This is a genomic window from Peribacillus sp. NPDC096622 (genome assembly GCF_044762665.1).
Taxonomy (GTDB): domain Bacteria; phylum Bacillota; class Bacilli; order Bacillales; family DSM-1321; genus Peribacillus; species Peribacillus frigoritolerans_B.
In genome coordinates, this window is the sequence record NZ_JBIWES010000005.1 from 179,746 (window position 1) to 199,923 (window position 20,178).

A 20,178-nucleotide genomic window follows, 5' to 3' on the forward strand; every position below is an offset into this window, starting at 1 on the left:
TTAATTGAATAAGTGGAATCAATCTTATGGTTTTTTGCTTGGAAAGGTTTTGCAGCAAATGGAAAGTAAATTCGCTGAAGGACTTATCCCATTTAATATTAACGCAAGACAATATGGAGTGCTTTTATTCATTATGGAAAACCCTTACTCATCACAAAAAGATATTTCTGAAAACCTGCAAATCGACCGAACAACTATGGTGAGTCATATTGATCATATGGAAACTTTAGGATTTGTTGAGCGGACAAAGAATCCGACTGATAGAAGATCCTATAGCCTTCTGATTACTGAAAAAGGTAAAGATGTATTGGATTCGCGCTGGGAATTTTTAACCAATATAGAAACAGAAGTTTTAACCCCTTTAAATGAGCAAGAAAGACAATTGCTTAAAGATTTTCTCGTTAAAATTTGGAGGTCACTATAGAAAACAGGAGGTAATAAAATATGAATGCACTTGATTATTTTAACGCACGTCTTCAAGCAACAATAAGCCCTATGGATTATTTGAGATCCAAGCAAATGGACCCCGAGAAATACTTCTTAATCGATGTAAGAAACGGTCCCATTCATTTAAGAAGTTTAACCATTAAGGATGCTAATGTTATCCCTGAACTAGAATTACCAGATCGTTTAAATGAAATACCAAAAGAAAAGGAAATCATTGTTTATTGCTGGGATGTCTGGTGCAATACTGCTGCCAAAGTGGCAAAGGTTTTATTGGAACGAGGTTATAACGTTAAAGAGTTGACCGGAGGTATTGCGGCGTGGCAGGAGATGAACTTTCCTGTTTCAAAATCAACCCAAGATTCAAACATAAATGATAATTGCGGGTGCTGACTCAAGTGCAAAACAATACAAGGTATTGGATTGGAGTTGCTTCTCGCGACCATGTAATGAAGGGTATCGATGGTGGATTCGCCCAACTTTGTCACGGTAAAGAGGCTCCTTTAAAAAAGATGAAAAATGGAGATTGGATCATTTAATTACTCTTCTAAGGTAAGTCTTAAGCAAAGTACTGTTCTTCAAAAATTCACTGCTTTAGGTAAGGTTATCGATGATGATGTTTTTCAGATTGATATGGGAAATGGTTTCATGCCATTCCGAAGAAATATAGATTTCATCAATTGTACAGAAACATCGATTCAACCATTAATCCCACACCTCGCCTTCATTAAAAATAAGAAGCGTTGGGGTTATCCTTTTCGATTTGGCCATTTTGAGATAAGTGAAAAAGATTTTAAACTACTTGCAGAAAAAATGGTGGAAGTTAAAAGCACTAATCTAAACAGCCCTGTGCTTCCCTGACACAGCTATATAGCATAAAGCCCCTCTCGATAAGAGAAGGGCATTCCTATAAAGTATGACCACATTTTTATCCAATACGCTTATTTTGTATTGGACTTTTTTGCCTTGTTTTCAAGATCGCTTTTTGGCTCTGTGGAGAATTCCACATCTTTTCCATGTCCCTGCGGGTTAACACTTGGTGCGATGCGGCCTCTTCCTGTCTTTTTGCTCATTTCCTTCACCTCCAAGTATATGATGTTGGACGGATCTACTTTAAATTACGGGTGTAATTAAATGTGTCTTTGTTCTGAGGAACATCAGGATCTTTTTTCCCGGCAGGCTGTACTGCTCTTCCGGTATTCCCACTATAGCCTTCTTCCATGGGTCCTGGATAATGATAATGACCATCATTAACTGATTGAGTTGTTGATTCACCAGTTGCTTGATTTGCTCCCGTTTCCACGCCATCAATTCTTACGGATTTGTTTTCTTTCTCGTTAGCCAATTCATCTCCTCCTTTTCTAAAGATTTTCTTTTATAGTATTTGATAAAAGAGCAATAAAATGAAAGGAGAAAAAAGGAAGCACTAATAATTACCCCATTCAGATAAACCTGAACAGTCCCCCTATGTTATTTCAAGGTCGGAAGTAAACGATCCGTTGCATCGTTTTGCAAGAAGGGGCTGGGTTCGCCAACCGTATAAATCTGCAAGTCATGCATAGCCCTGGTACATGCCGTATAGAACAATCTGCGCAGGCTCTCATCGCCGTATGTTTGCATGGATGCATCATAAATGATGACAGCATCGAATTCGATGCCTTTGGCCAAATAAGCGGGAATGACAACTACACCCTGTTCATATTCATTTGTGCCTTTCTGCACGAGTTTAATTTCACCGTGGACACTTAGGGCATCGTATGCGGCGGCACTTTCGGCAGCAGATTTACAGATTATTGCGATTGTATTGTACTCACGGCTTTGAAAGTCTTTGACTTTAGACATGATTCTGTCGTGCAGTTCATCACGGCTGGACACTTGAGTGAGTACAGGCTTATCGCCTTCACGATTGAATGCCTTAATTCGATGGCCTTCAGGAATTAGTTCACGTGTGAATTCTATAATCTGCTTTGTGGATCTGTAGCTTTGATCCAAGGTTATGCTCTCGGTTTCACCTATTCCGTATAAACTGGTGAGAGTCTGGAAATCCACCCGTTCGCTGGCATGAGCGAATATTGCCTGGTTAAAGTCACCGAGCACGGTCATCCTTGCAGAAGGAAATAATCGTTTCAAAAACTCGAATTGAAATGGAGAATAATCTTGTGCTTCGTCAACAAGCACGTATTTTATTGAAGTATTCGTCTGAAACCCTTGAATTAACTCCTTCAGCAGCAAAAAAGGAGTCGCGTCTTCGTAATACAGTTTACCTTCGTCCAGCATTGTTTGCGTTGATAAGCAAATTTCCCTTTCGGCAGGTGATTCACCTTCATTCCACAGTTCGATCCGTGTTTGTTCGTCAAAAAGTTGCTTGTATATTCCCTTAATATTGATAAAATGAAGTGCTTTTATCCGTTTGCGTAATGTCTTTAATTTCTTTCGAACAATCATACGCGCAAGCATTTTATTCTCTAGCTCATAATCGTCAAAGGAATCTTCATTATGGCCCCGTTTTTTCTCTAAGTAAGTGTATACCTTTTGGTAGTCTTCTTTGCTAAGATACTCGATCTCCTCCTGGACCCAAGGTTGTTTCAACTCAAACTTTTCCCTTTCATCAAGTAACTCACATAACCACTCTTTCAATTTTTCAATCCTATTGTGAAATTTTAGTGTGGTGTCCGTGTTATAAAATCTTTCCGAGATTTGTTTGGCGGAGACGAGCGTTTCCCCTCGGAACTTTAACCCTCTAAAGATCATTCCAGATTGCTCCAGTGATTGTCTGTATGTCTTGATGATCTCAAAGAAGCGTATTGATGCCTTAAATTGGATACTCGCTGTCCTGGTGCTATAGGAAGGATCATCCGCTGCAGTCAGCAAAAATTCTAATTGCTCATAAGGATCCTCAACTTGAAACGAGTCAGTCAGACGATGATCCAGGTATTCCTGGAATGTTACCTGCTGCATATTCTCTTCGCCAAGTTCGGGTAAAACATTGGATACGTAGTTATTAAACATGGAGTTAGGAGAAAATAGAATGATTTGATCGGCGTTTAGCCTTTCGCGATTCTTATAGAGCAAGTAAGCGATCCGTTGGAGGGCAGCTGATGTCTTGCCGCTGCCAGCGGCACCTTGAACAATGAGCAGACGTCCGCGATCATTCCGGATGATCCTATTTTGCTCCCGTTGAATGGTGGACACTATACTGTGCATATGCTTATCCGTTCCCTTGCCCAGTACCTGCTGCAGTATCTCATCCCCAATGGTGAGACTCGTATCAAACATTGATTCGATAACGCCTCCCTTGATGGTGTATTGCCACTTGTTCTCCAGCATCCCTCGAATTACGCCTCCGGGAGTGGAGTATTCTACAGGACCGGGAGGATAGTCATAATAAACACTCGAAATCGGGGCCCTCCAATCGTAGATAATGAAGTTTTCTCCTGTTGCATCAGTAAGGGTGGAGGTCCCAATATAAATTTGTTCCGTAAGGGAAGACCCTTCTTCAGTGATATCAATCCGGCCGAAATAAGGCACTTCCTGCATGCGGCGCAGTGTCGACAATCTCTTGAAGGCATATCTATGTGCGCCTTCGCTTACCGACAAGTCTTGAGCTTGCTGCCTTAAGCCAATGATCGTCTCGAGGTAATCATCGAAAGTATCCATATTAACCTTAAGGTCATCCCAAAAGTGTTTACGGATATTAACAACTTCTTTTTTACGCTTTGAAGTTTCTCCTTCTATTTTGCTGATTTGTTTCGCAATTGTATCAATCACCTCATCCAAACGTTCTTGCTCCTGCCGAATTTCATTGTTCATATCAGACACTCCTTTAAAAAATGAGAAAATGGGGGTTGACTAGAGGTGAGTTTTACCTTATACTTATATTAAGGGGTAAACTGTTTTCGATTATTATAAAATGTGTTTCTATACTAATTTATCATAATTTCCGTATGATATCAATGTATATTGCACAACAGTTGCCATAATGGATCGTCATTTTATATTCTGATTTAACATGTAAAGTCAGTAACCAGTTAAGCAATAGCTTGACTGGTTATTTTTATGACTACATATTTGAAAGCAAACAAAGTCATAAAAAATACTGAGAAAATAGCGATAAAGACAAATCCCATATGAACGGATTTGTCTTTATGTTTCTTCCATTGAAAAATATAAAAAGTTTTTTGTGAATCTTCAATCTATTCAACTTGTGTTCGTGGTTTATCATTTTATCATCTGCCTTGCTTCCATAAACAGCACTTGGATAAACTTTTTCATATTATTGCGGCTCTGGCTGCTTACTTTTTTGCTTTTGTCTTCTAGCTCCAGCATTTTTTTGCGGACTTCCGAGAAATCAAAAAATGTGGATGAATAGGCTTCGAATTTTGGATTCATATAATCCGTCAATCCTAATGAAGCGATATGGATAAGTGCCTGGTTAAGAGCGCGGCGGACACGCTGCTCAGAAGCTTTCATTTCTTTCTGGATTTCGGCCTCTTTCGCTTGATCTCCCAGCTTTTCAGCTGCAATCCCAGCAAAAATCTCCTTTAAATATGGAAACGTGTAGGCAGGACCGAGTCTTTGCTTTTCATTTTGGAGGAATCCTAAAATGTTTAGTAAATCCTCGCTTCCCCCTTCGCCAATCATACCTAAATCAGAAATTAAGGAACGTCCGGCTTCCATGATATTTTTAGTATGAAAGGGTTTCGAAGACTTCGGGCGGCCCGTAAACACGTTCAACGACTTTTGAATGCCCTGGATCGATTGATCCACCAGTATTCGCTCGTTCACATTGTTTAATATGCATGAAATTTCTACTTGGTTCAGCGGTTTTGTAATGTAGTATTCCGCTCCTAATCTATACGCCTCCCCAATCAGTTCTTTCGATTCCACTTGCGAAATCATCACAAACTTTCCTTGAAATCCATCAGCAAGAGACCTGATCGTTTCAATTCCGTCCCTTATTGGCATGAGCAAATCGATTAAGACAACGTCTGCTTTTTTTAAAAACAGCAAGCCATTATTCACTAAAGCTCCATCTTCTGCTTCTCCCACCACTTTGCCTAAATCTTCGTCTTCAATTATCTCTGTCAGCATTCCTCGAATGGCAGGATCGTCATCTATAATGAAATAATTCATCTCGTTAACCCTTTCCCCATAATAGCATCAATCGGAAGTTCTACGATGAATACGGTTTCTTTATGGTAGTTATCCATTAGCCTGATATGTCCTCCGAATTTTTCAACAGTTTGTTTCACATACGATAAACCTATTCCCGTCGAAGGGTTTCCCGCCGCATCGAATTTCTTTGTATATCCTGCGGTAAAAATGATTTCCTTCTGCTTCGGTGCAATGCCCGGACCATTATCACAGATGCAAAACTCCACGAATTGATCTTTCCTTTTCACATGCAGTGATACGTATCCTTCTTCTTCAATGGCTTCCACTGCATTAGCCAATAAATTATTTATTAATGATAATACCATAAATACATGATAGGGGGGATGGTCACCATCTATATGCAAGGAAAATGTAATAACTTTGCGAAGGGACTCTGCATATCGTCTATTGGACACGATCATGATGTTACCAAGGTCTTCGATCTTCATATATTCCTGCAGGTTTTCGGATGACATGAGTTTCGACAACCCCGCATAAATCCGCTGGTTATCTTTTTTGATTTCATGCACGAGACCGGCAATCTGCAACGCAGTTTGTGCATCGCTTCCATTAGTCCCCTCCGATTTTAACCGACGGTAAAAGTCATAACAAGTGCGGGTGATTTCTTCCGCATTTTGCATCGTTTTCTTCAGTTGAACCGATTCCTCATACAAACTTGAAATGAAAAGCAGCATTTGTTCCTTTTGCATGCGCTGCTCCGCTTCTGCGGATTTTGCTTCTCTCAACTTTAATATATTAAAAAAGCCGAGAACGAAAAAGCTTCGAATAAAGGCGATTAATACAAGTTGGTCAATGGCTATCAAGGGGGTATCCTGATTCGCTAGGATGGATCGGATCGTCATCTCCGATACACTTGCAAAAAGCTCGATCAATACCCCTAAAAGCCCGATCATAAACGGCTGATCGTGCCGTTCGTTCAATTTCGTTTTATGAAATGCCAACGCGTAAATGAAGTAATAGAAAAAGGCGGGAACATGAAGGTACATCGCATCCTCAACGGATATGTCCCGTATCCCGACAGCCATTGAAAAACGGAAAAAAAACACACTCATTCCCGTCACTATACCTGCAATAATCGGGTGGATCCCTCTCCCCCATAGTAAAAACAAGAAGAAGACGGGGGTTCCCAAACTGACTCTGAATGTATCATCGAACGGATAAAACTTGAATTCGCCCGCAAGAGGCACCGCAATCATAATCAATAGTAATATCCTTATACTCTTTTTCAATACGGTCCCTCCCCAGTCACTATAGTAAAAACATAACACATGAAAAGGTAAAAAAGTGAGAAGGGTTTTGACTGAAATTATTATTTTTTCTGGCCCTTGTAAGTATCAGTAGGATTCAGTAGGTTCCAGTAGGATGATCATAAACTTGAAATAATCTAAAAATTGAAAGCGTTAACAATCAAACGACCATCCTAGGAGGAGTTTAAATGAAAAAGTTTGGCTTAGCTACTCAAATTTTTGTTGCACTTGTACTAGGTATCATTGTCGGTGCTTTATTCCATGGTAATGAAACAGTCATGGCCATTTTGGTACCTATCGGGGATATTTTCATTCATTTAATTAAAATGATTGTCATCCCAATCGTCATGGCTGCATTAGTAGTCTCCATAGCGGGAGTCGGCGATCTTAAAAAACTAGGAAAATTAGGCGGGAAGACTCTTCTTTATTTTGAGATTGTCACCACAATTGCCATTGTTATTGGATTGCTTTCGGCAAACTTGTTCCATCCAGGGTCTGGTTTAGATACAAGCGATCTTGAAAAAAGTGATATTTCAAAATATGAAGAAACAACCAAGACGGCTGGAAGCAGTGGCTTTGGAGAAACGATTTCTCATATTGTTCCTCAAAATGTATTTGAATCAATGGCTCAAGCGGATTTATTACCGATTATCTTCTTTTCTGTTTTATTCGGCTTAGGTGTGGCTGCGATAGGCGAAAAGGGAAAGCCTATTCTTGGATTCTTTGAAGGTGTGTTGGAAGTAATGTTTTGGGTGACGAATGTAGTCATGAAATTTGCCCCCTTTGGTGTGTTTGCACTCATTGGTGTAACCGTTGCAAAATTTGGTGTTGCAACGTTAATTCCTTTAGGGAACTTAGTAATTGCTGTTTATGTGACGATGGTATTCTTTGTGTTCGTCATTCTTGGAATCATAGCGAAAATGTCTGGGACAAGCATTTTTGTAATCCTGAAAGTGTTAAAGGATGAGTTGATTTTGGCATTTACAACAGCAAGTTCAGAGTCGGTATTACCAAGGCTTATGGACAAAATGGAGAAGTTTGGCTGCCCGAAGTCCATTACTTCTTTTGTTATTCCAACAGGCTATACGTTTAATCTGGACGGCTCATCGATTTACCAAGCACTTGCTTCACTTTTCGTGGCACAAATGTATGGTATTGATCTATCCATTACACAACAGATTACTTTGTTACTAGTATTGATGTTAACGTCAAAAGGAATGGCTGGCGTTCCGGGTGCGTCATTTGTTGTTGTTTTAACAACACTTGGTTCTATGGGACTGCCGGTGGAAGGTGTTGCGTTCATTGCCGGTATCGACCGAATTTTGGATATGGGAAGATCAGCGGTAAATGTCATGGGGAACTCATTGGCGGCGATTGTCATGTCGAAGTGGGAAGGGGAATTTGACCAGGAAAAAGCAAATCATTACGTTGATTCAATTAAACAATCAGAAGTGGCATAAACTTATAAAGGAGGAAACACAATGTCAACAATCCAAATAAATCATGACGAACGTATTGAGAAAGACTTCTTGGGATCAAAACAAGTACCAGTGCATGCATACTATGGTATCCAAACATTGCGTGCAGTCGAAAACTTTCCGATTACAGGCTATCGCATTCATGAAGAATTGATTAAAGCGATGGCTATCGTGAAAAAAGCGGCGGCTTTAGCAAATATGGATACTAAACGTTTGTACGATGGTCTTGGTAAAATGATCATTCAGGCAGCAGACGAAGTAATCGAAGGCAAATGGCATGATCATTTTATCGTGGATCCCATCCAGGGCGGTGCAGGTACATCAATGAATATGAACGCAAACGAAGTCATTGCTAACCGTGCCCTCGAATTGCTTGGAAAAGAGAAAGGGGACTATGTTCAATTAAGTCCAAATAGCCATGTGAACATGTCACAATCAACAAACGATGTGTTCCCGAGTTCGATTCATATCGCCACTCTTCTTTCACTCGAAAAGTTATTAAATACGATGGAATATATGCTTACTATCTTTAGGAAAAAGGCCCAACAATTTGACCATGTGATTAAAATGGGACGGACACATCTTCAAGATGCAGTGCCCATCCGTCTTGGTCAAGAGTTTGAAGCATATAGCCGTGTACTAGAGCGTGATATTAAACGCATTCAACAATCACGCCAGCATTTATATGAGATAAATATGGGTGCAACAGCTGTGGGAACAGGATTAAATGCAGACCCTCGCTACATCGAAAGTGTGGTTGAACATTTGGCGGATATTAGCGGGCTTCCGCTTGTTGGGGCAGAGCATCTTGTTGATGCGACACAAAATACAGACGCTTATACAGAAGTCTCTGCTGCATTGAAAATATGCATGATGAATATGTCCAAAATCGCCAACGACCTACGTTTAATGGCTTCAGGCCCCCGTGCGGGCCTTGCGGAAATTAACTTGCCGGCGCGTCAGCCAGGTTCATCCATCATGCCGGGAAAAGTCAATCCGGTCATGCCTGAAATGATCAATCAAGTAGCGTTCCAGGTTATTGGCAATGACCATACCATTTGCCTGGCATCTGAAGCGGGTCAGCTTGAACTGAACGTGATGGAACCTGTGCTTGTGTTCAATTTGCTTCAATCCATCAGCATTATGAACAATGCATTCCGTGCCTTTACAGACTACTGTCTGGCAGATATTGAAGCAAACGAAGACCGTCTAAAAGAGAATGTGGAAAAAAGCGTAGGGATTATCACTGCCGTTAATCCGCATATTGGATATGAAGTGGCAGCGCGTATCGCACGGGAAGCCATTTTAAAAGGAAAATCAGTACGCGAACTATGCCTGCAGTATGATGTGTTAACAGAGGAAGAGCTTGATCTCATTTTAAATCCTTACGAGATGACAAACCCAGGTATTTCCGGGGCTGAACTGTTTGATAGATCGTAATTTCCTTTGCTGGAATGGCAAATGTGGTTGATGAATAACAAAAGTCTGGGAAGTAATATAAAAGCCCTCCTTTATAGAGAGGGCTTCTAATTTTAAAACAAAAGTGATGAAACGGAAGGTGCGAGACTCCTGCGGGAATAGTGCGTCCAAGGGAGACCCGCAGGCAGCGCCGAGGAGGCTCCCGGACCACCCGCGGAAAGCGAGTGCCTGGAGTGGAAATCAATATTAACAAGTTTGTCAGCCTGAAAGCCCTCCTTTATAGAGAGGGCTTGTTTGTTTTGCAGGATGAGTAAAAATAATAAACCTTAACTAAAAAAATGGATAGCCCCAAAAAAGGCTATCCAGCGTAATTCATTAAAGATCACTTTACCTTAACCCCGGCTTTGATCAAGGTAGGCGGAGTTTCACCCTGTAATCCGGCGACAAGGTTGGTTGCGGCCAGCATCGCCATTTTCAGGCGGGTTTCATATGTTGCGGAACCGATATGAGGCAAAGTGACGACATTCTTCATGGAAAGCAGCGAGTTGTCTTCCTGGATGGGCTCCTGTACAAAGACATCCAGTCCTGCCGCGTGAATTTCCCCGGTTTTTAGCGCATCGATCAAGGCTTCCTCATCCACTGTTTTCCCTCTTGAACAATTGATGAAGATGGCAGACTCTTTCATGAGCTTGAATTCCTTTTTCCCCATCATCTTTTCAGTTTGGGGAGTCAGCGGTGTCATCAAGCAGACAAAATCAGATTGCTTTAACAGATCTTCCAGAGAACAGTATGTGGCTCCATACTTTTGTTCTGCTTCTTCGTTTCTGGATCTGTTGTGATATAAGATGTTCATATCGAATCCAAAACGGGCCCTTTTTGAAACGGCAGATCCGATTCCCCCCATGCCGATAATGCCTAATACTTTATGATGGACGTCCAACCCAAACGATTTTTCTCCGATATTCGATGTCCATTGCCCTGACTTTACCATTTGATCCAACTCGGGCATTCTTCTCGCTGTGGACAGCATCAAGCCCATAATCGTATCAGCGACTGTCTCATTCAATACCTCGGGAGTGTTCGTAGCCATGATTCCTCGATTGGCCAGCTCCGTTACATCCAAATTGTCGTAACCAACCGATGAATTACAGACGATTTTTAATTGCGGTGCTTGATCCAGTAAAGTTTTATCCACTTTTAATCCTGAACCTAATATACCTTGTGCGTTCTTCAGCTCTTGAAGAAATTCAGGATAGTTTTGTGAATCAAGACCCTCAAAATAAACGACATCACAAGTCTCTTGAATATGATCCAACACTTTTTGATCCACTTTCTTATAGACAATTACTTTCGGTTTCATCATGGATACCTCAACTTCCAATAAAGTAGGACCCCGTAGGGATCGAATGTCGACATAATCTTTATGTTTTATGCCTCTATCTATAATCTACCATTATTTAAAAAAAGGTAGTAGCTAATTGAACGGCGGACCAAACAGCTAAAACGGAAGCTAAAGTTAGAATGATATTTTCGAACCAATTGTTTTTATATTTTCCCATCAAGCTTTTTTTATTTGATAGCACCAGCATGCCAATGGCGATTACCGGAAAACCGATTATATTTATTGCATTAACGCCAATTGTCAATGCAATGAAACCAGGCATGCCGGGAATGGACCAAATGATTGGCGTGACCAATACAAAAATCATAACCCATTTATACATTGGATCTTTTTCATATTTACCATTGTACTTTTCGCGGCGCTCCTTATTTATTACGTAAAAGGCATCAACAATCAATCTTGGGAAACCAGTTGACTTGCCTACTACACTCGCGAATAATACGCCAAAAACACCAAGATAGAAAATGTACCAGCCAAATTGTCCTAACGACATTTGTAATGCCATTGCCAAGTCATCAATCGTTTCGACATGAATTCCATTCGGTTTTAAAATTTCTGCCCCAACCACCCAAATGGCCAAATTTATCACGATGCAAACTCCGATGGCAAACAGCAAATCATTTCTTTGGATCTTTAGATGACTCGGTTTAGTCCAGCCCTTTTCCTTCATGAAATATGGATGAACAAAGTTCGAAATCGAGCCTGCCACTGCACCGATAATTGAAATCGCTACCAATAATGCTCCATGGACGCCAGTATCACTTGGAATGCTAAAACCAACTGTTCCTTTAATGATTTGCCCCACATCCGGTGAAGCTTGAATGGCCAGGAACAAGAAAGCAATGGTCAATAATGCCAAAAGCACTTTCATTACACTTTCAATTCTATTATAAATGTTCCTGCCAATAAGCATAAAAACTAATCCCACAACTACCATTGAAGCTAAGAATGGCTGATTAACTTGGAATAGCGTCGATAAAACCTCTCCCGCTCCCTTAATCATATACGCATTAAAAAGATGACCCATGATTAACGCATAACCAAACATGAAGTAACCGAAAAATGGGTGAATGCGTCCATACCCTTCAAGTATGGTTAACCCCTCTTTGTTACAAAGCTGGAACCGGGCGATAACATTAACGATAAGAAAACGAAGAATTAATGACAGAGCTAAAATCCACATTAAACTATATCCATAATCCGCCCCGGCAACAGAAGACGTCACCAGATCCCCGGCTCCAAGCCACGTTAACACGGCAAGGATTCCCGGACCATAGGATGTTTTAAACTTCGTGATGAAATTTGGTTTCTTACTTACGACCTCCGGAACAATCACAGTAGATTCAGCAAGATTTGATTGATTTTTCAAGTTATTCACTCCATTCCAAAGAGTATGTATTCGCTTTCATTTTTTCTAAAGCATTAATACTTTGATAACTCTGGACAAACAGATATTGAAATTATGAAGAGCTTTATGTCATTTCTGGAATTGACATAAAGTTAACGCGCAGTATGTTGTCATGCTTCATGTTGAGGTGAATCAGCTCTAAAAAAAGTTCTCCTCCCATTTAATTGAATGTTTCGACTATTTACATTGAAATTGTAAGACAAATTAAAATGTAAGTCAATCATAATATTTTGAAGTTTTTTTAAAAGCATAAAAAAGACCTTTCGTACTTGTTGACGATTCAAGAGAAATTGGCGTTGCTGCAAATTAGGGAAAACAGGATAAATAAAGGATAAGTACAGCGTGCGAATAGATTACTGCCATCAGCGGATAATAAAAGCGAAGGAGTGAAAGATATGCCACAAGATAATAACAATGATCCAAATAACAATGCCGGGAACCTTGATGCACGTAGAGACCCTACAAATAGTGATAGTTTGAACCACGGGTTTCAAAGAGAAGAACGTCCTATGCCTAATGGTAATATCCCAACAACAGAGGGTGTTGCAAATGTTAAAGAACGTTTTCCTTCGGACCATGAAAGACTTATGAGCAGAATCAATCTTGGGGATGCACTTATAAATCGGGAAAATACACATTTTGGACGGTTTGAAAGATAAACCACGAGAAAAAAGCTAAAGACCTGTTTAGGCTTTAGCTTCCGTTTTTTTAGTTTTGTACAAAAATCAACTTTCCTCTCCAGGCACTCGCTTTCCGCAGGAGTCTCTCACACCCGCTCCAATCAACTTTGATTAATAATTCAGATGGAACACCTTTTATCTACAAATTAAAGAGACCTTCCTATAAAAGGTCTCTTTGAATAATCCTTATTTTTCACAAGCGATAAAGTCTTTGTCGCGATCGCTTTTTTTATTGGCATCATAAAGCGCCTTTGAAACGTGAGGCTTGTATTTCGTTTTTCCTCCTTTATTTTTAACGGAAGATGTTCGAGCTACGCCTCCTTTGTAGTCTTTATTCAATGCTGTACAGTTTTTATACGTCTTCACCTTTGTTTTGGCACTGGCAACGTCATTTGCGCCAAACGAGAGACCTAAAACTAGTCCAAAAGATAGTAAAATAGCAAATATTCGTTTCAAAATATGTACTCCCTTTCCTAAATATTAACTTTTTACTAATCATAATGTATCATTCCATATTTTACAATAACTATTTTTCTATATTTTAAATAAAACCCGCTCTCACTTTATCTACTCATTAGAAAAGACCGCCAATTCAGCGGTCTTCCTCTCATATTTCATTCCCTTTCACCCTGTAATGGACCTCCCCAGGTTCTTTGCAAAAGGTGATTCCGCTTCCCGGTTCGTAATAAAAGGTCTTTTTACCCAATGAGCGTTCATGGAATGTTGTATGCAGATAGGATGCTTGGTCCCTTTTGAAGGCGAGCTGATTTTTGCTTAATGATACTGGAAGGCAATGTCCGTAGTTTGTATGAACCAGCGTTTCCTTTTCGTTCATTTCCTCTAAGTCACGAATATGGATGTAGGAAAACCAGACGCCTCCTCTTTTCCGGAATGAGCGGGAGGAGAACCAGACCATCCCCAGTTGGGCGTTTATACAGACGGGCAGTCTGTATTTACCGCCCAGCACGGATTTGGCTGCTGCAAGTCCGCCATCCAGATCCAATCCAAAGTGGTTTAACGTGTTATTCAGGATTTCCTGGCGCGGTTGCATAACATGGAATGTGTTTTCTCCCTCCACAACCGTAGTCATCTCGACACCATTGGCATCGTAACGCTCCATCATTCCTACCGTTTCCATATTCAATAAATAGTTTTTTCGTATCATCATTCCATTCACTCCCCATTTCACTATTCCTTTTTATGGAGTATACTGGACATAGTGGCAGGTATACTCCTGCTCGCAAGCCCTTAGGTGATTGTCTTCCAGGACGTCCTCACCTAGGGGTTTTTCTCTTTTTCAATATCACATTTCCCCTCACCTCCTCAACAGCTATACAGCCAGCGTACTAGCTCTTCGATATTGTTTTTATCTTTGCTTAGATGAAATAATGGCGGCCGCCCTTTGTATGTTCCTTTAAACTCTTTCCAAACGGGATTATCAGGGCTCCAGTCCACCTCTTTCAATTTTGACATTCTCTTGGCAATCAGCTGTTGCCTTTGTTCGATATGCTGGTTTTCCATTTTGTCATTGACATAAAGGGCAACGGCAATGAAAAGCGGGTAACTGGCAAGCATGCATTTTGTGTAATCCCCCATTCGTTCTGCCGGGTATATGTCGAATAGTTCATTAAGATATAGATGAATGAGTGTGATGTATTCACTGTTCGAAAGCGGACTTTGTGATACTTTCTCTTCGATGTTTACGTGTGCCTTCCCAGTCATGAAGATGCCGATGACCTGCCTCAATTGCGATAGCGATAGCAGGTTTTTATTGGCTGGACGATTGATGGAACGCTTTTCAAGTTCGACACCGGCTGTTTTTAGCGATTGATGGGTATGGAGCACCTGATTGGTAATGACGTTGAGGTTGTTTCTCGAGTCGAATGAAATCCGTTTGGAAAGGGCCACTTTCTTGCCTTTTAGATTGAGATCCAGGTAGAGCTGGGATTCTTCAGCTCTTGTTAGCCCATCAAATACTTGGATCGCAATCGAGCTGTCCTTCATGAGTGAATCCAGTTCGTATGCTTGTTTCACTTTTTCTTCATCCTTCTTTAACGCCTTAAGGATACTGTCCTCCAATTGGGCGAAGGCCGCTATTCGTTGTGTTCCGTCGATGATCGATAATTTGGCAGGATCTCCATTAGGGGCGGTTCCTTCCCTGCTGTTGGCAACAAGCGGCGGCAGGTAGATATTTTTTGTTAATGCATTGTCCAAAAGATAGTTTTTGATCGACCGGACCCGCAGCTGGTTGATTTCCCTCGTGGCGATCTGACCATTGCGATACATATCGACCAGTTCGATGATTGAGCAGGTAACCATCGTCCTTCTTTTCCGGTCCAATTCATTTAGAATCATGCAGCCATCCTCCTTCTTGCTCTATTTTTCGTTTGAACGCGAGAGCGGTTTTCTGGATGGCGTTTGTAGTCGAATGGTTTTTGACTCTTTTTTTCAAGGGGTCGTAGATGTGTGAATAAAGGGCATCATCATGCTTCCAAGTACAGGCTTTCTTCAAATGCAGCATATGATCTATTGCTTTTTCATAGGGGATTTCATGATGTTTGTGGAGTTGGTGGATTGTTTGGGCAAGGGCTATTTGAATGCCGGAATAGCCGGATGTGAATGTGGCCCTATCTGTCATCTTCTTCGGAAAGATTTCCAGCCATGACTCGAAAAACGCGGTCGCGGTGTTGATGATTTCGGCTTTGGTCATATCACCATAATTGGCTTTTCCCGTTTTCGCGGTGACGTTTCCTTCAAATAAAGCGATGAGGCAGCGCCTCATGATCGTCAGCGTAGTCAGCGCCGTACAGCTTACGGTAATCCTCGATAGTGTGGCTTCCATCTCCATCTTACTTTCTAATTTCCTGGCAATGTTCCGTGTTAGCTCTGCATATTCATCGCGCTGATCATACTTCATCACCAAACCGTTATGCGGCTCTTTTCGCTTCGTATTAATATCATTGAATAGCTGTCTTTCTTCATGCGTTTCCAGGTTTAAATAGATTTGAATCGTGACTGGATAGGTCTTTAACTTATCAATTTGATTTTGGAGCTTTGCCGCTTCGGAAAAGTTACCGATCTCCTCTTCCGTTTCCTTCCGTGCCCTTAAGTGACTGATGGCTGAAATGAGGGCGTAGGTCCTGTGCTGACCGTCAAGTATGTATATTTTACTTCCTGGTGGCAGTTCCCCGCCCACGGGCACTTCTTTGATCGCTCCCCTGCTCGAGAAGATGAATGGGGAAAAGTAAAAGTCACCTTCCGATACAGAATCGATGATGAACTCCCTGATTTCAGTCCTTCGATTGAGATCGAGCTTTCTTTGAACCGCCTCATCTACTTCGAATATCGCCTCCAATGTCGAGAATTGAATCTGCGAGATTAATATTCTTTTCCCGAATTGGGTAAGGCTGTTTCCGGCTATCGTCACTTTCATTTCTTGATATGTCATTCATTTCACCTCTCTGCGACCATTATCCTATTTTATGCTTTTTTTGTAAAACCGCTCTAGTTTTGCCTCTTTCAAAATTCGTTCCCTTTTGTGACTGTTTTACCTGTTTGATTGGCTAACTCTTTACAAAATCTCATCAAAGGGCTATACTCTCTAATTTCCGTTTTAAATTTGCTACTCTAAATCGCTATTTTCTTGTTATTTTGTGTCCATTTAGAGAACAAACAGCCAAAATCCATATAAAAGTGAAATGAAATGACATTTTTGTGAAGTTTTACGACTCGTCAAAAAAAGTCTATCTGAATGATAGACTTTTTTGCCGTGGTTATTCTGCCATCTTTATTTCAATTGCTAAATTCCGTAAATAATCCAATAAGGGCCGAACTTCCTCTGGAGCCGTTATGTCAGTAAATGAGAAAGATTTCTTCTTCTTTTCATCTGCTATAACCAGCTGGTATGAAAATGAGTCGAACCCTTGCGTTTTTACCATTTTACTTTGGGCAGTATTAGGAAGGTCAGCTGTTTTCATTAAGTTCTGTAATTCCTCATTCTTCTCTTTCGACAATTCATCTGTATCTACCTCGAAATTCAAGTCGAGGTTGGCAAATCCCCCTATGCAGCTAAATTTGATATGCATGGTAGATGAAGCCTCCTATTCATGGAATATGACTACTCAGGCAGTCCAACCGCTTTAAAAGCATTTTCAATTGTCTTGATGGCCGTTTTCGTAACATCTCCGCTATCAACAAGTTTTTGCGCTGCTTTGATGACGATTTGCACGAATTGATTGAAATTCGCCGTCGCAAATAAATTCTGCATCGCATTGAACCAGATCAAGGCCGCTTTGTCCGTTCCGATTTCCATCGATACTAGATAAAAGGCTTTGTTTGGTATGCCGCTATTGATATGGACCCCATGGTTATCGCGTTCTCCTTTATAGAAGTTCTTCATATGATCAGGCTGAATATCTTTACCCATTAACTTATTGTCAAATGCCGTACCTGGCGCTTTCATCGAACGGAGGGCCTGCCCTTTCAGTGTCGGTCCCATTATATCAGCACCGATTAGCCAATCGGCATCTCCTGCAGTTTGCTTTAAATGGAATTGTTTTATGGCAACTCCAAATACATCTGAAAGATGTTCGTTCAAAGCCCCGGACTGACCTTCATACTCCAATCCACTTGTGAACTGCGTAACCCCATGTGTCAATTCATGTCCAATTACATCGAGTGAATTGGCAAAATTGCTAAAGATGACCCCATCGCCGTCACCAAATACCATTTCATCTCCGTCCCAATAAGCATTCGTGAATTTATTGCCATAATGAACGTTTAGAATGAGATCAAGGCCTTGGTTATCAATTGAATTTCGGTGCAGGACATCCTTGAAATAATCGCGCACAACTCCGCTATAATCATATGCAGCGTTAACAATAGGATCTGCACTTGATCGGTCTCCTTCTTTCCTAGCCTCATTCTCCCGGAGTTTCGTTCCTCCCTTGCAATCGTAAACATGGCGGGCAGATTCACCACGACGTCCAGATCCTGCATCGGTTAAAGCGACAACACCGTCAATATCGTACTCTTTCAAAATTCTGCGCCTGCGCATTTGACGGCTTTTCGCTAAACTGATCCGTGCTTCTTCCACTTCATTTTGTGCCAAATTCTCAAGAATATAGTTAGGTACGATGAAACACTGACACTTGAATTTGGAACAACCTTCTTTATGCATTTTAGTCACTCCTTCATGTTTTTTTACGATCTATTACAATTCTTTTTTCAAGCTGCTTCCCTTAACACGGTCTTCATGTTCATTAGCCGTTTATCTGATCCGTTCATATTGTGATCTTGCTGCTCTTCCTATCTTCAACACATTTCTATAGACTACTTTCGCCACAACTACCCCATTTCCCTCCATCCCTTCCTGCCCTACTGCTTGCTAACTCTTTCTCAGGAAGTTTACTCCTTAGTCGCCAGTTGTTTTTCTTAGTCGATATGACTTATTTAATCTTTAACAAACACAAACTTCCTTTTTTTAAATGAATTTCATATTTTTCTCACAATTTTCTTTTATCATCTATATAGTGAATTTAATAGTACGACTCGGAGGTTCTGTATGAATGGAAACTAAACAACCAAACACCTCTCTGTATAGAACAGTATGGAGATGGCATTTTTACGCTGGAATCATTTTTGCACCCTTACTTATTATTCTGGCAGTTACCGGCTCAATCTATTTATTTAAGCCTCAGATTGAACAAGTTCTTTATCAAGACTACCAAGAGGTTACACCGCTAGGAGATAAATTACCGGCATCCCAGCAGATTGAGAATGTGAAAGAACTTTACCCTGAGGCAGTGGTGACAAAGTATCATCCCGGAGACAATGCATCTCGTTCGAGCGAAGTAAGCATCACTTCTAATAATGAGTCTCTTACGATTTTCATAGACCCATATACAGGTAAATCTATTGGAGAGTTAAATGATGATGACAAAATCATGGATAAAATCGAAGAAATTCATGGTGAACTGATGGCTGGCACCTTGGGAGATAGAATTGTAGAGTTGGCTGCGTGTTGGGCAGTTGTGTTAATTGTCTCTGGTCTTTATTTATGGTATCCCCAAAAGAAGCAAAGTCTTTCTGGTGTTCTTCTTCCAAGGCTAAATAAAGGGAATCATATTTTCAGAAGAGATTTACATGCAGTACCTGCCTTTTGGATAACTGCAGGCATGTTATTTTTAATCATGACAGGATTGCCTTGGTCAGGTTTTTGGGGAAGTAATTTTCAGTCGTTAGCCACCAATTCTGGATCTGGGTACCCTCCTTCTGTATGGACAGGAAGTGCTCCAACTTCCTCAATCAAGACAAAAGACATTGCAGATGTTCCTTGGGCAGCAGAAAATTTAGATGTACCTCTCTCAGATATTCAAGGTTTTATCCCAATTTCCATTGATGATGTAGTTACGATAGCGAATCGTGAAGGTATGCATCCAAGTTATAGCATTAATATTCCACAAGAAACAGATGGCGTTTATACATTGTCAGCTTTTCCACCGAAAGCGCAAGATGAAGCGACCATTCATATTGACCAATATTCCGGTGCAGTTCTAGCTGATTATCGTTATGACCATTACGGTTTAATAGGGAAAATAGTTGCTTGGGGAATTACCTTGCACAAAGGGACTCAATTTGGTTTGGTTAATCAGATAATCAGCCTTCTTATTTGTTTAGGAATCCTGCTTGTTGCATTTAGTGGTTTTTATTTATGGTGGAAGCGAAAGCCGAAAAAAGGATTAGGTGCACCAAAAGCTCCTCAAATAAAGAACATGAAACTCTTTCTATTTCTGTTAATAGGTCTTGGAATTTTGTTTCCTTTGGTCGGTTTGTCTCTTATTGTCGTTTGGCTAATTGACTGGTTAATTATTAAAAGGATATCTGTAATCAAAAACTTTTTGAATGCATAATTAGAAATGTAAAG

The 20,178-nt window shown here is 40.7% G+C and carries 21 protein-coding genes; 8 read left to right on the plus strand and 13 right to left on the minus strand.

Annotation, left to right across the window (positions count from 1 at the left end; translation table 11 throughout):
- Positions 1-4: 4 nt before the first annotated feature.
- From ACIQYG_RS11935 to ACIQYG_RS11950, 4 genes are read left to right on the plus strand one after another with little or no spacing between them, the layout of a single operon-like run.
- Complete coding sequence (locus ACIQYG_RS11935) at positions 5-424, plus strand: MarR family winged helix-turn-helix transcriptional regulator (protein WP_402838227.1); 420 nt, start codon at positions 5-7, stop codon at positions 422-424.
- 20 nt (positions 425-444) lie between these two features.
- A complete protein-coding gene (locus tag ACIQYG_RS11940; protein WP_402838229.1) occupies positions 445-837 on the plus strand; it encodes a rhodanese-like domain-containing protein in 393 nt (130 codons plus the stop codon).
- Positions 838-893: 56 nt separating this feature from the next.
- Complete coding sequence (locus ACIQYG_RS11945) at positions 894-983, plus strand: hypothetical protein (RefSeq protein ID WP_402838486.1); 90 nt, start codon at positions 894-896, stop codon at positions 981-983.
- Positions 964-1,305, plus strand: coding sequence for an EVE domain-containing protein (locus ACIQYG_RS11950; RefSeq protein ID WP_402838231.1), 342 nt, complete (start codon positions 964-966; stop codon positions 1,303-1,305). Before ACIQYG_RS11945 ends, ACIQYG_RS11950 begins: the two co-directional genes overlap by 20 nt.
- 80 nt (positions 1,306-1,385) lie before the next feature.
- Here the strand turns inward: ACIQYG_RS11950 and sspL are convergent, their stop codons facing one another.
- The 5 genes from sspL to ACIQYG_RS11975 form a co-directional block, all read right to left on the minus strand.
- Positions 1,386-1,517 carry a small, acid-soluble spore protein L gene (gene sspL / locus ACIQYG_RS11955; protein WP_034304091.1) on the minus strand — a complete coding sequence of 44 codons (132 nt, stop codon included), beginning with the start codon at positions 1,515-1,517 and terminating at the stop codon, positions 1,386-1,388.
- Between the two features lie 35 nt (positions 1,518-1,552).
- Positions 1,553-1,789, minus strand: a complete 237-nt coding sequence (locus ACIQYG_RS11960) for a hypothetical protein (RefSeq protein WP_402838233.1) — start codon at positions 1,787-1,789, stop codon at positions 1,553-1,555.
- Between the two features lie 125 nt (positions 1,790-1,914).
- Positions 1,915-4,254, minus strand: a complete 2,340-nt coding sequence (helD, locus tag ACIQYG_RS11965; RefSeq protein WP_402838234.1) for an RNA polymerase recycling motor HelD — start codon at positions 4,252-4,254, stop codon at positions 1,915-1,917.
- Positions 4,255-4,662: 408 nt separating this feature from the next.
- Positions 4,663-5,577 carry a response regulator gene (locus ACIQYG_RS11970; RefSeq protein WP_402838235.1) on the minus strand — a complete coding sequence of 305 codons (915 nt, stop codon included), beginning with the start codon at positions 5,575-5,577 and terminating at the stop codon, positions 4,663-4,665.
- Positions 5,574-6,848: a HAMP domain-containing sensor histidine kinase gene (locus ACIQYG_RS11975; protein WP_402838237.1), complete on the minus strand. Its 1,275-nt coding sequence runs from the start codon at positions 6,846-6,848 to the stop codon at positions 5,574-5,576. Before ACIQYG_RS11975 ends, ACIQYG_RS11970 begins: the two co-directional genes overlap by 4 nt.
- A 206-nt stretch (positions 6,849-7,054) precedes the next feature.
- Here ACIQYG_RS11975 and ACIQYG_RS11980 point away from each other — a divergent pair, with 206 nt between their 5' ends.
- The gene (locus ACIQYG_RS11980) at positions 7,055-8,326 is read left to right on the plus strand and encodes a cation:dicarboxylate symporter family transporter (protein ID WP_402838239.1); all 1,272 of its coding nucleotides are present in this window, start codon (positions 7,055-7,057) and stop codon (positions 8,324-8,326) included.
- A 21-nt stretch (positions 8,327-8,347) separates the two neighbouring features.
- Entirely contained in the window at positions 8,348-9,784 is a 1,437-nt protein-coding gene (aspA, locus tag ACIQYG_RS11985) for an aspartate ammonia-lyase (RefSeq protein WP_402838240.1), read from the plus strand.
- A 361-nt stretch (positions 9,785-10,145) separates the two neighbouring features.
- Here aspA and ACIQYG_RS11990 read toward each other — a convergent pair whose 3' ends face one another.
- Both ACIQYG_RS11990 and ACIQYG_RS11995 read right to left on the minus strand, forming a co-directional pair.
- Positions 10,146-11,123 carry a 2-hydroxyacid dehydrogenase gene (locus tag ACIQYG_RS11990; RefSeq protein WP_402838488.1) on the minus strand — a complete coding sequence of 326 codons (978 nt, stop codon included), beginning with the start codon at positions 11,121-11,123 and terminating at the stop codon, positions 10,146-10,148.
- 97 nt (positions 11,124-11,220) lie between these two features.
- Positions 11,221-12,534, minus strand: a complete 1,314-nt coding sequence (locus ACIQYG_RS11995) for an Nramp family divalent metal transporter (RefSeq protein ID WP_402838241.1) — start codon at positions 12,532-12,534, stop codon at positions 11,221-11,223.
- Positions 12,535-12,968: 434 nt separating this feature from the next.
- On the opposite strand from ACIQYG_RS11995, the gene ACIQYG_RS12000 reads away from it, so the two are divergent.
- Positions 12,969-13,232, plus strand: a complete 264-nt coding sequence (locus ACIQYG_RS12000; protein WP_402838242.1) for a hypothetical protein — start codon at positions 12,969-12,971, stop codon at positions 13,230-13,232.
- 207 nt (positions 13,233-13,439) lie between these two features.
- On the opposite strand, the gene ACIQYG_RS12005 is transcribed toward ACIQYG_RS12000, so the two are convergent.
- From ACIQYG_RS12005 to ACIQYG_RS12030, 6 genes are all read right to left on the minus strand, one after another.
- Entirely contained in the window at positions 13,440-13,709 is a 270-nt protein-coding gene (locus ACIQYG_RS12005; RefSeq protein ID WP_034304099.1) for an excalibur calcium-binding domain-containing protein, read from the minus strand.
- A 151-nt stretch (positions 13,710-13,860) separates the two neighbouring features.
- Entirely contained in the window at positions 13,861-14,421 is a 561-nt protein-coding gene (locus ACIQYG_RS12010; RefSeq protein ID WP_402838244.1) for a competence protein ComK, read from the minus strand.
- A gap of 155 nt (positions 14,422-14,576) precedes the next feature.
- Entirely contained in the window at positions 14,577-15,608 is a 1,032-nt protein-coding gene (locus ACIQYG_RS12015) for a DNA sulfur modification protein DndB (protein ID WP_402838247.1), read from the minus strand.
- Positions 15,595-16,701 carry a DNA sulfur modification protein DndB gene (locus ACIQYG_RS12020; RefSeq protein ID WP_402838249.1) on the minus strand — a complete coding sequence of 369 codons (1,107 nt, stop codon included), beginning with the start codon at positions 16,699-16,701 and terminating at the stop codon, positions 15,595-15,597. Before ACIQYG_RS12020 ends, ACIQYG_RS12015 begins: the two co-directional genes overlap by 14 nt.
- A 325-nt stretch (positions 16,702-17,026) precedes the next feature.
- Positions 17,027-17,338 (minus strand): protealysin inhibitor emfourin, encoded by a 312-nt coding sequence (locus tag ACIQYG_RS12025; RefSeq protein WP_402838251.1) that lies wholly within the window; start codon positions 17,336-17,338, stop codon positions 17,027-17,029.
- A 32-nt stretch (positions 17,339-17,370) separates the two neighbouring features.
- Entirely contained in the window at positions 17,371-18,432 is a 1,062-nt protein-coding gene (locus tag ACIQYG_RS12030) for a M4 family metallopeptidase (RefSeq protein WP_402838253.1), read from the minus strand.
- A gap of 388 nt (positions 18,433-18,820) precedes the next feature.
- On the opposite strand from ACIQYG_RS12030, the gene ACIQYG_RS12035 reads away from it, so the two are divergent.
- Positions 18,821-20,164: a PepSY-associated TM helix domain-containing protein gene (locus ACIQYG_RS12035; RefSeq protein ID WP_402838255.1), complete on the plus strand. Its 1,344-nt coding sequence runs from the start codon at positions 18,821-18,823 to the stop codon at positions 20,162-20,164.
- Positions 20,165-20,178: the final 14 nt, after the last annotated feature.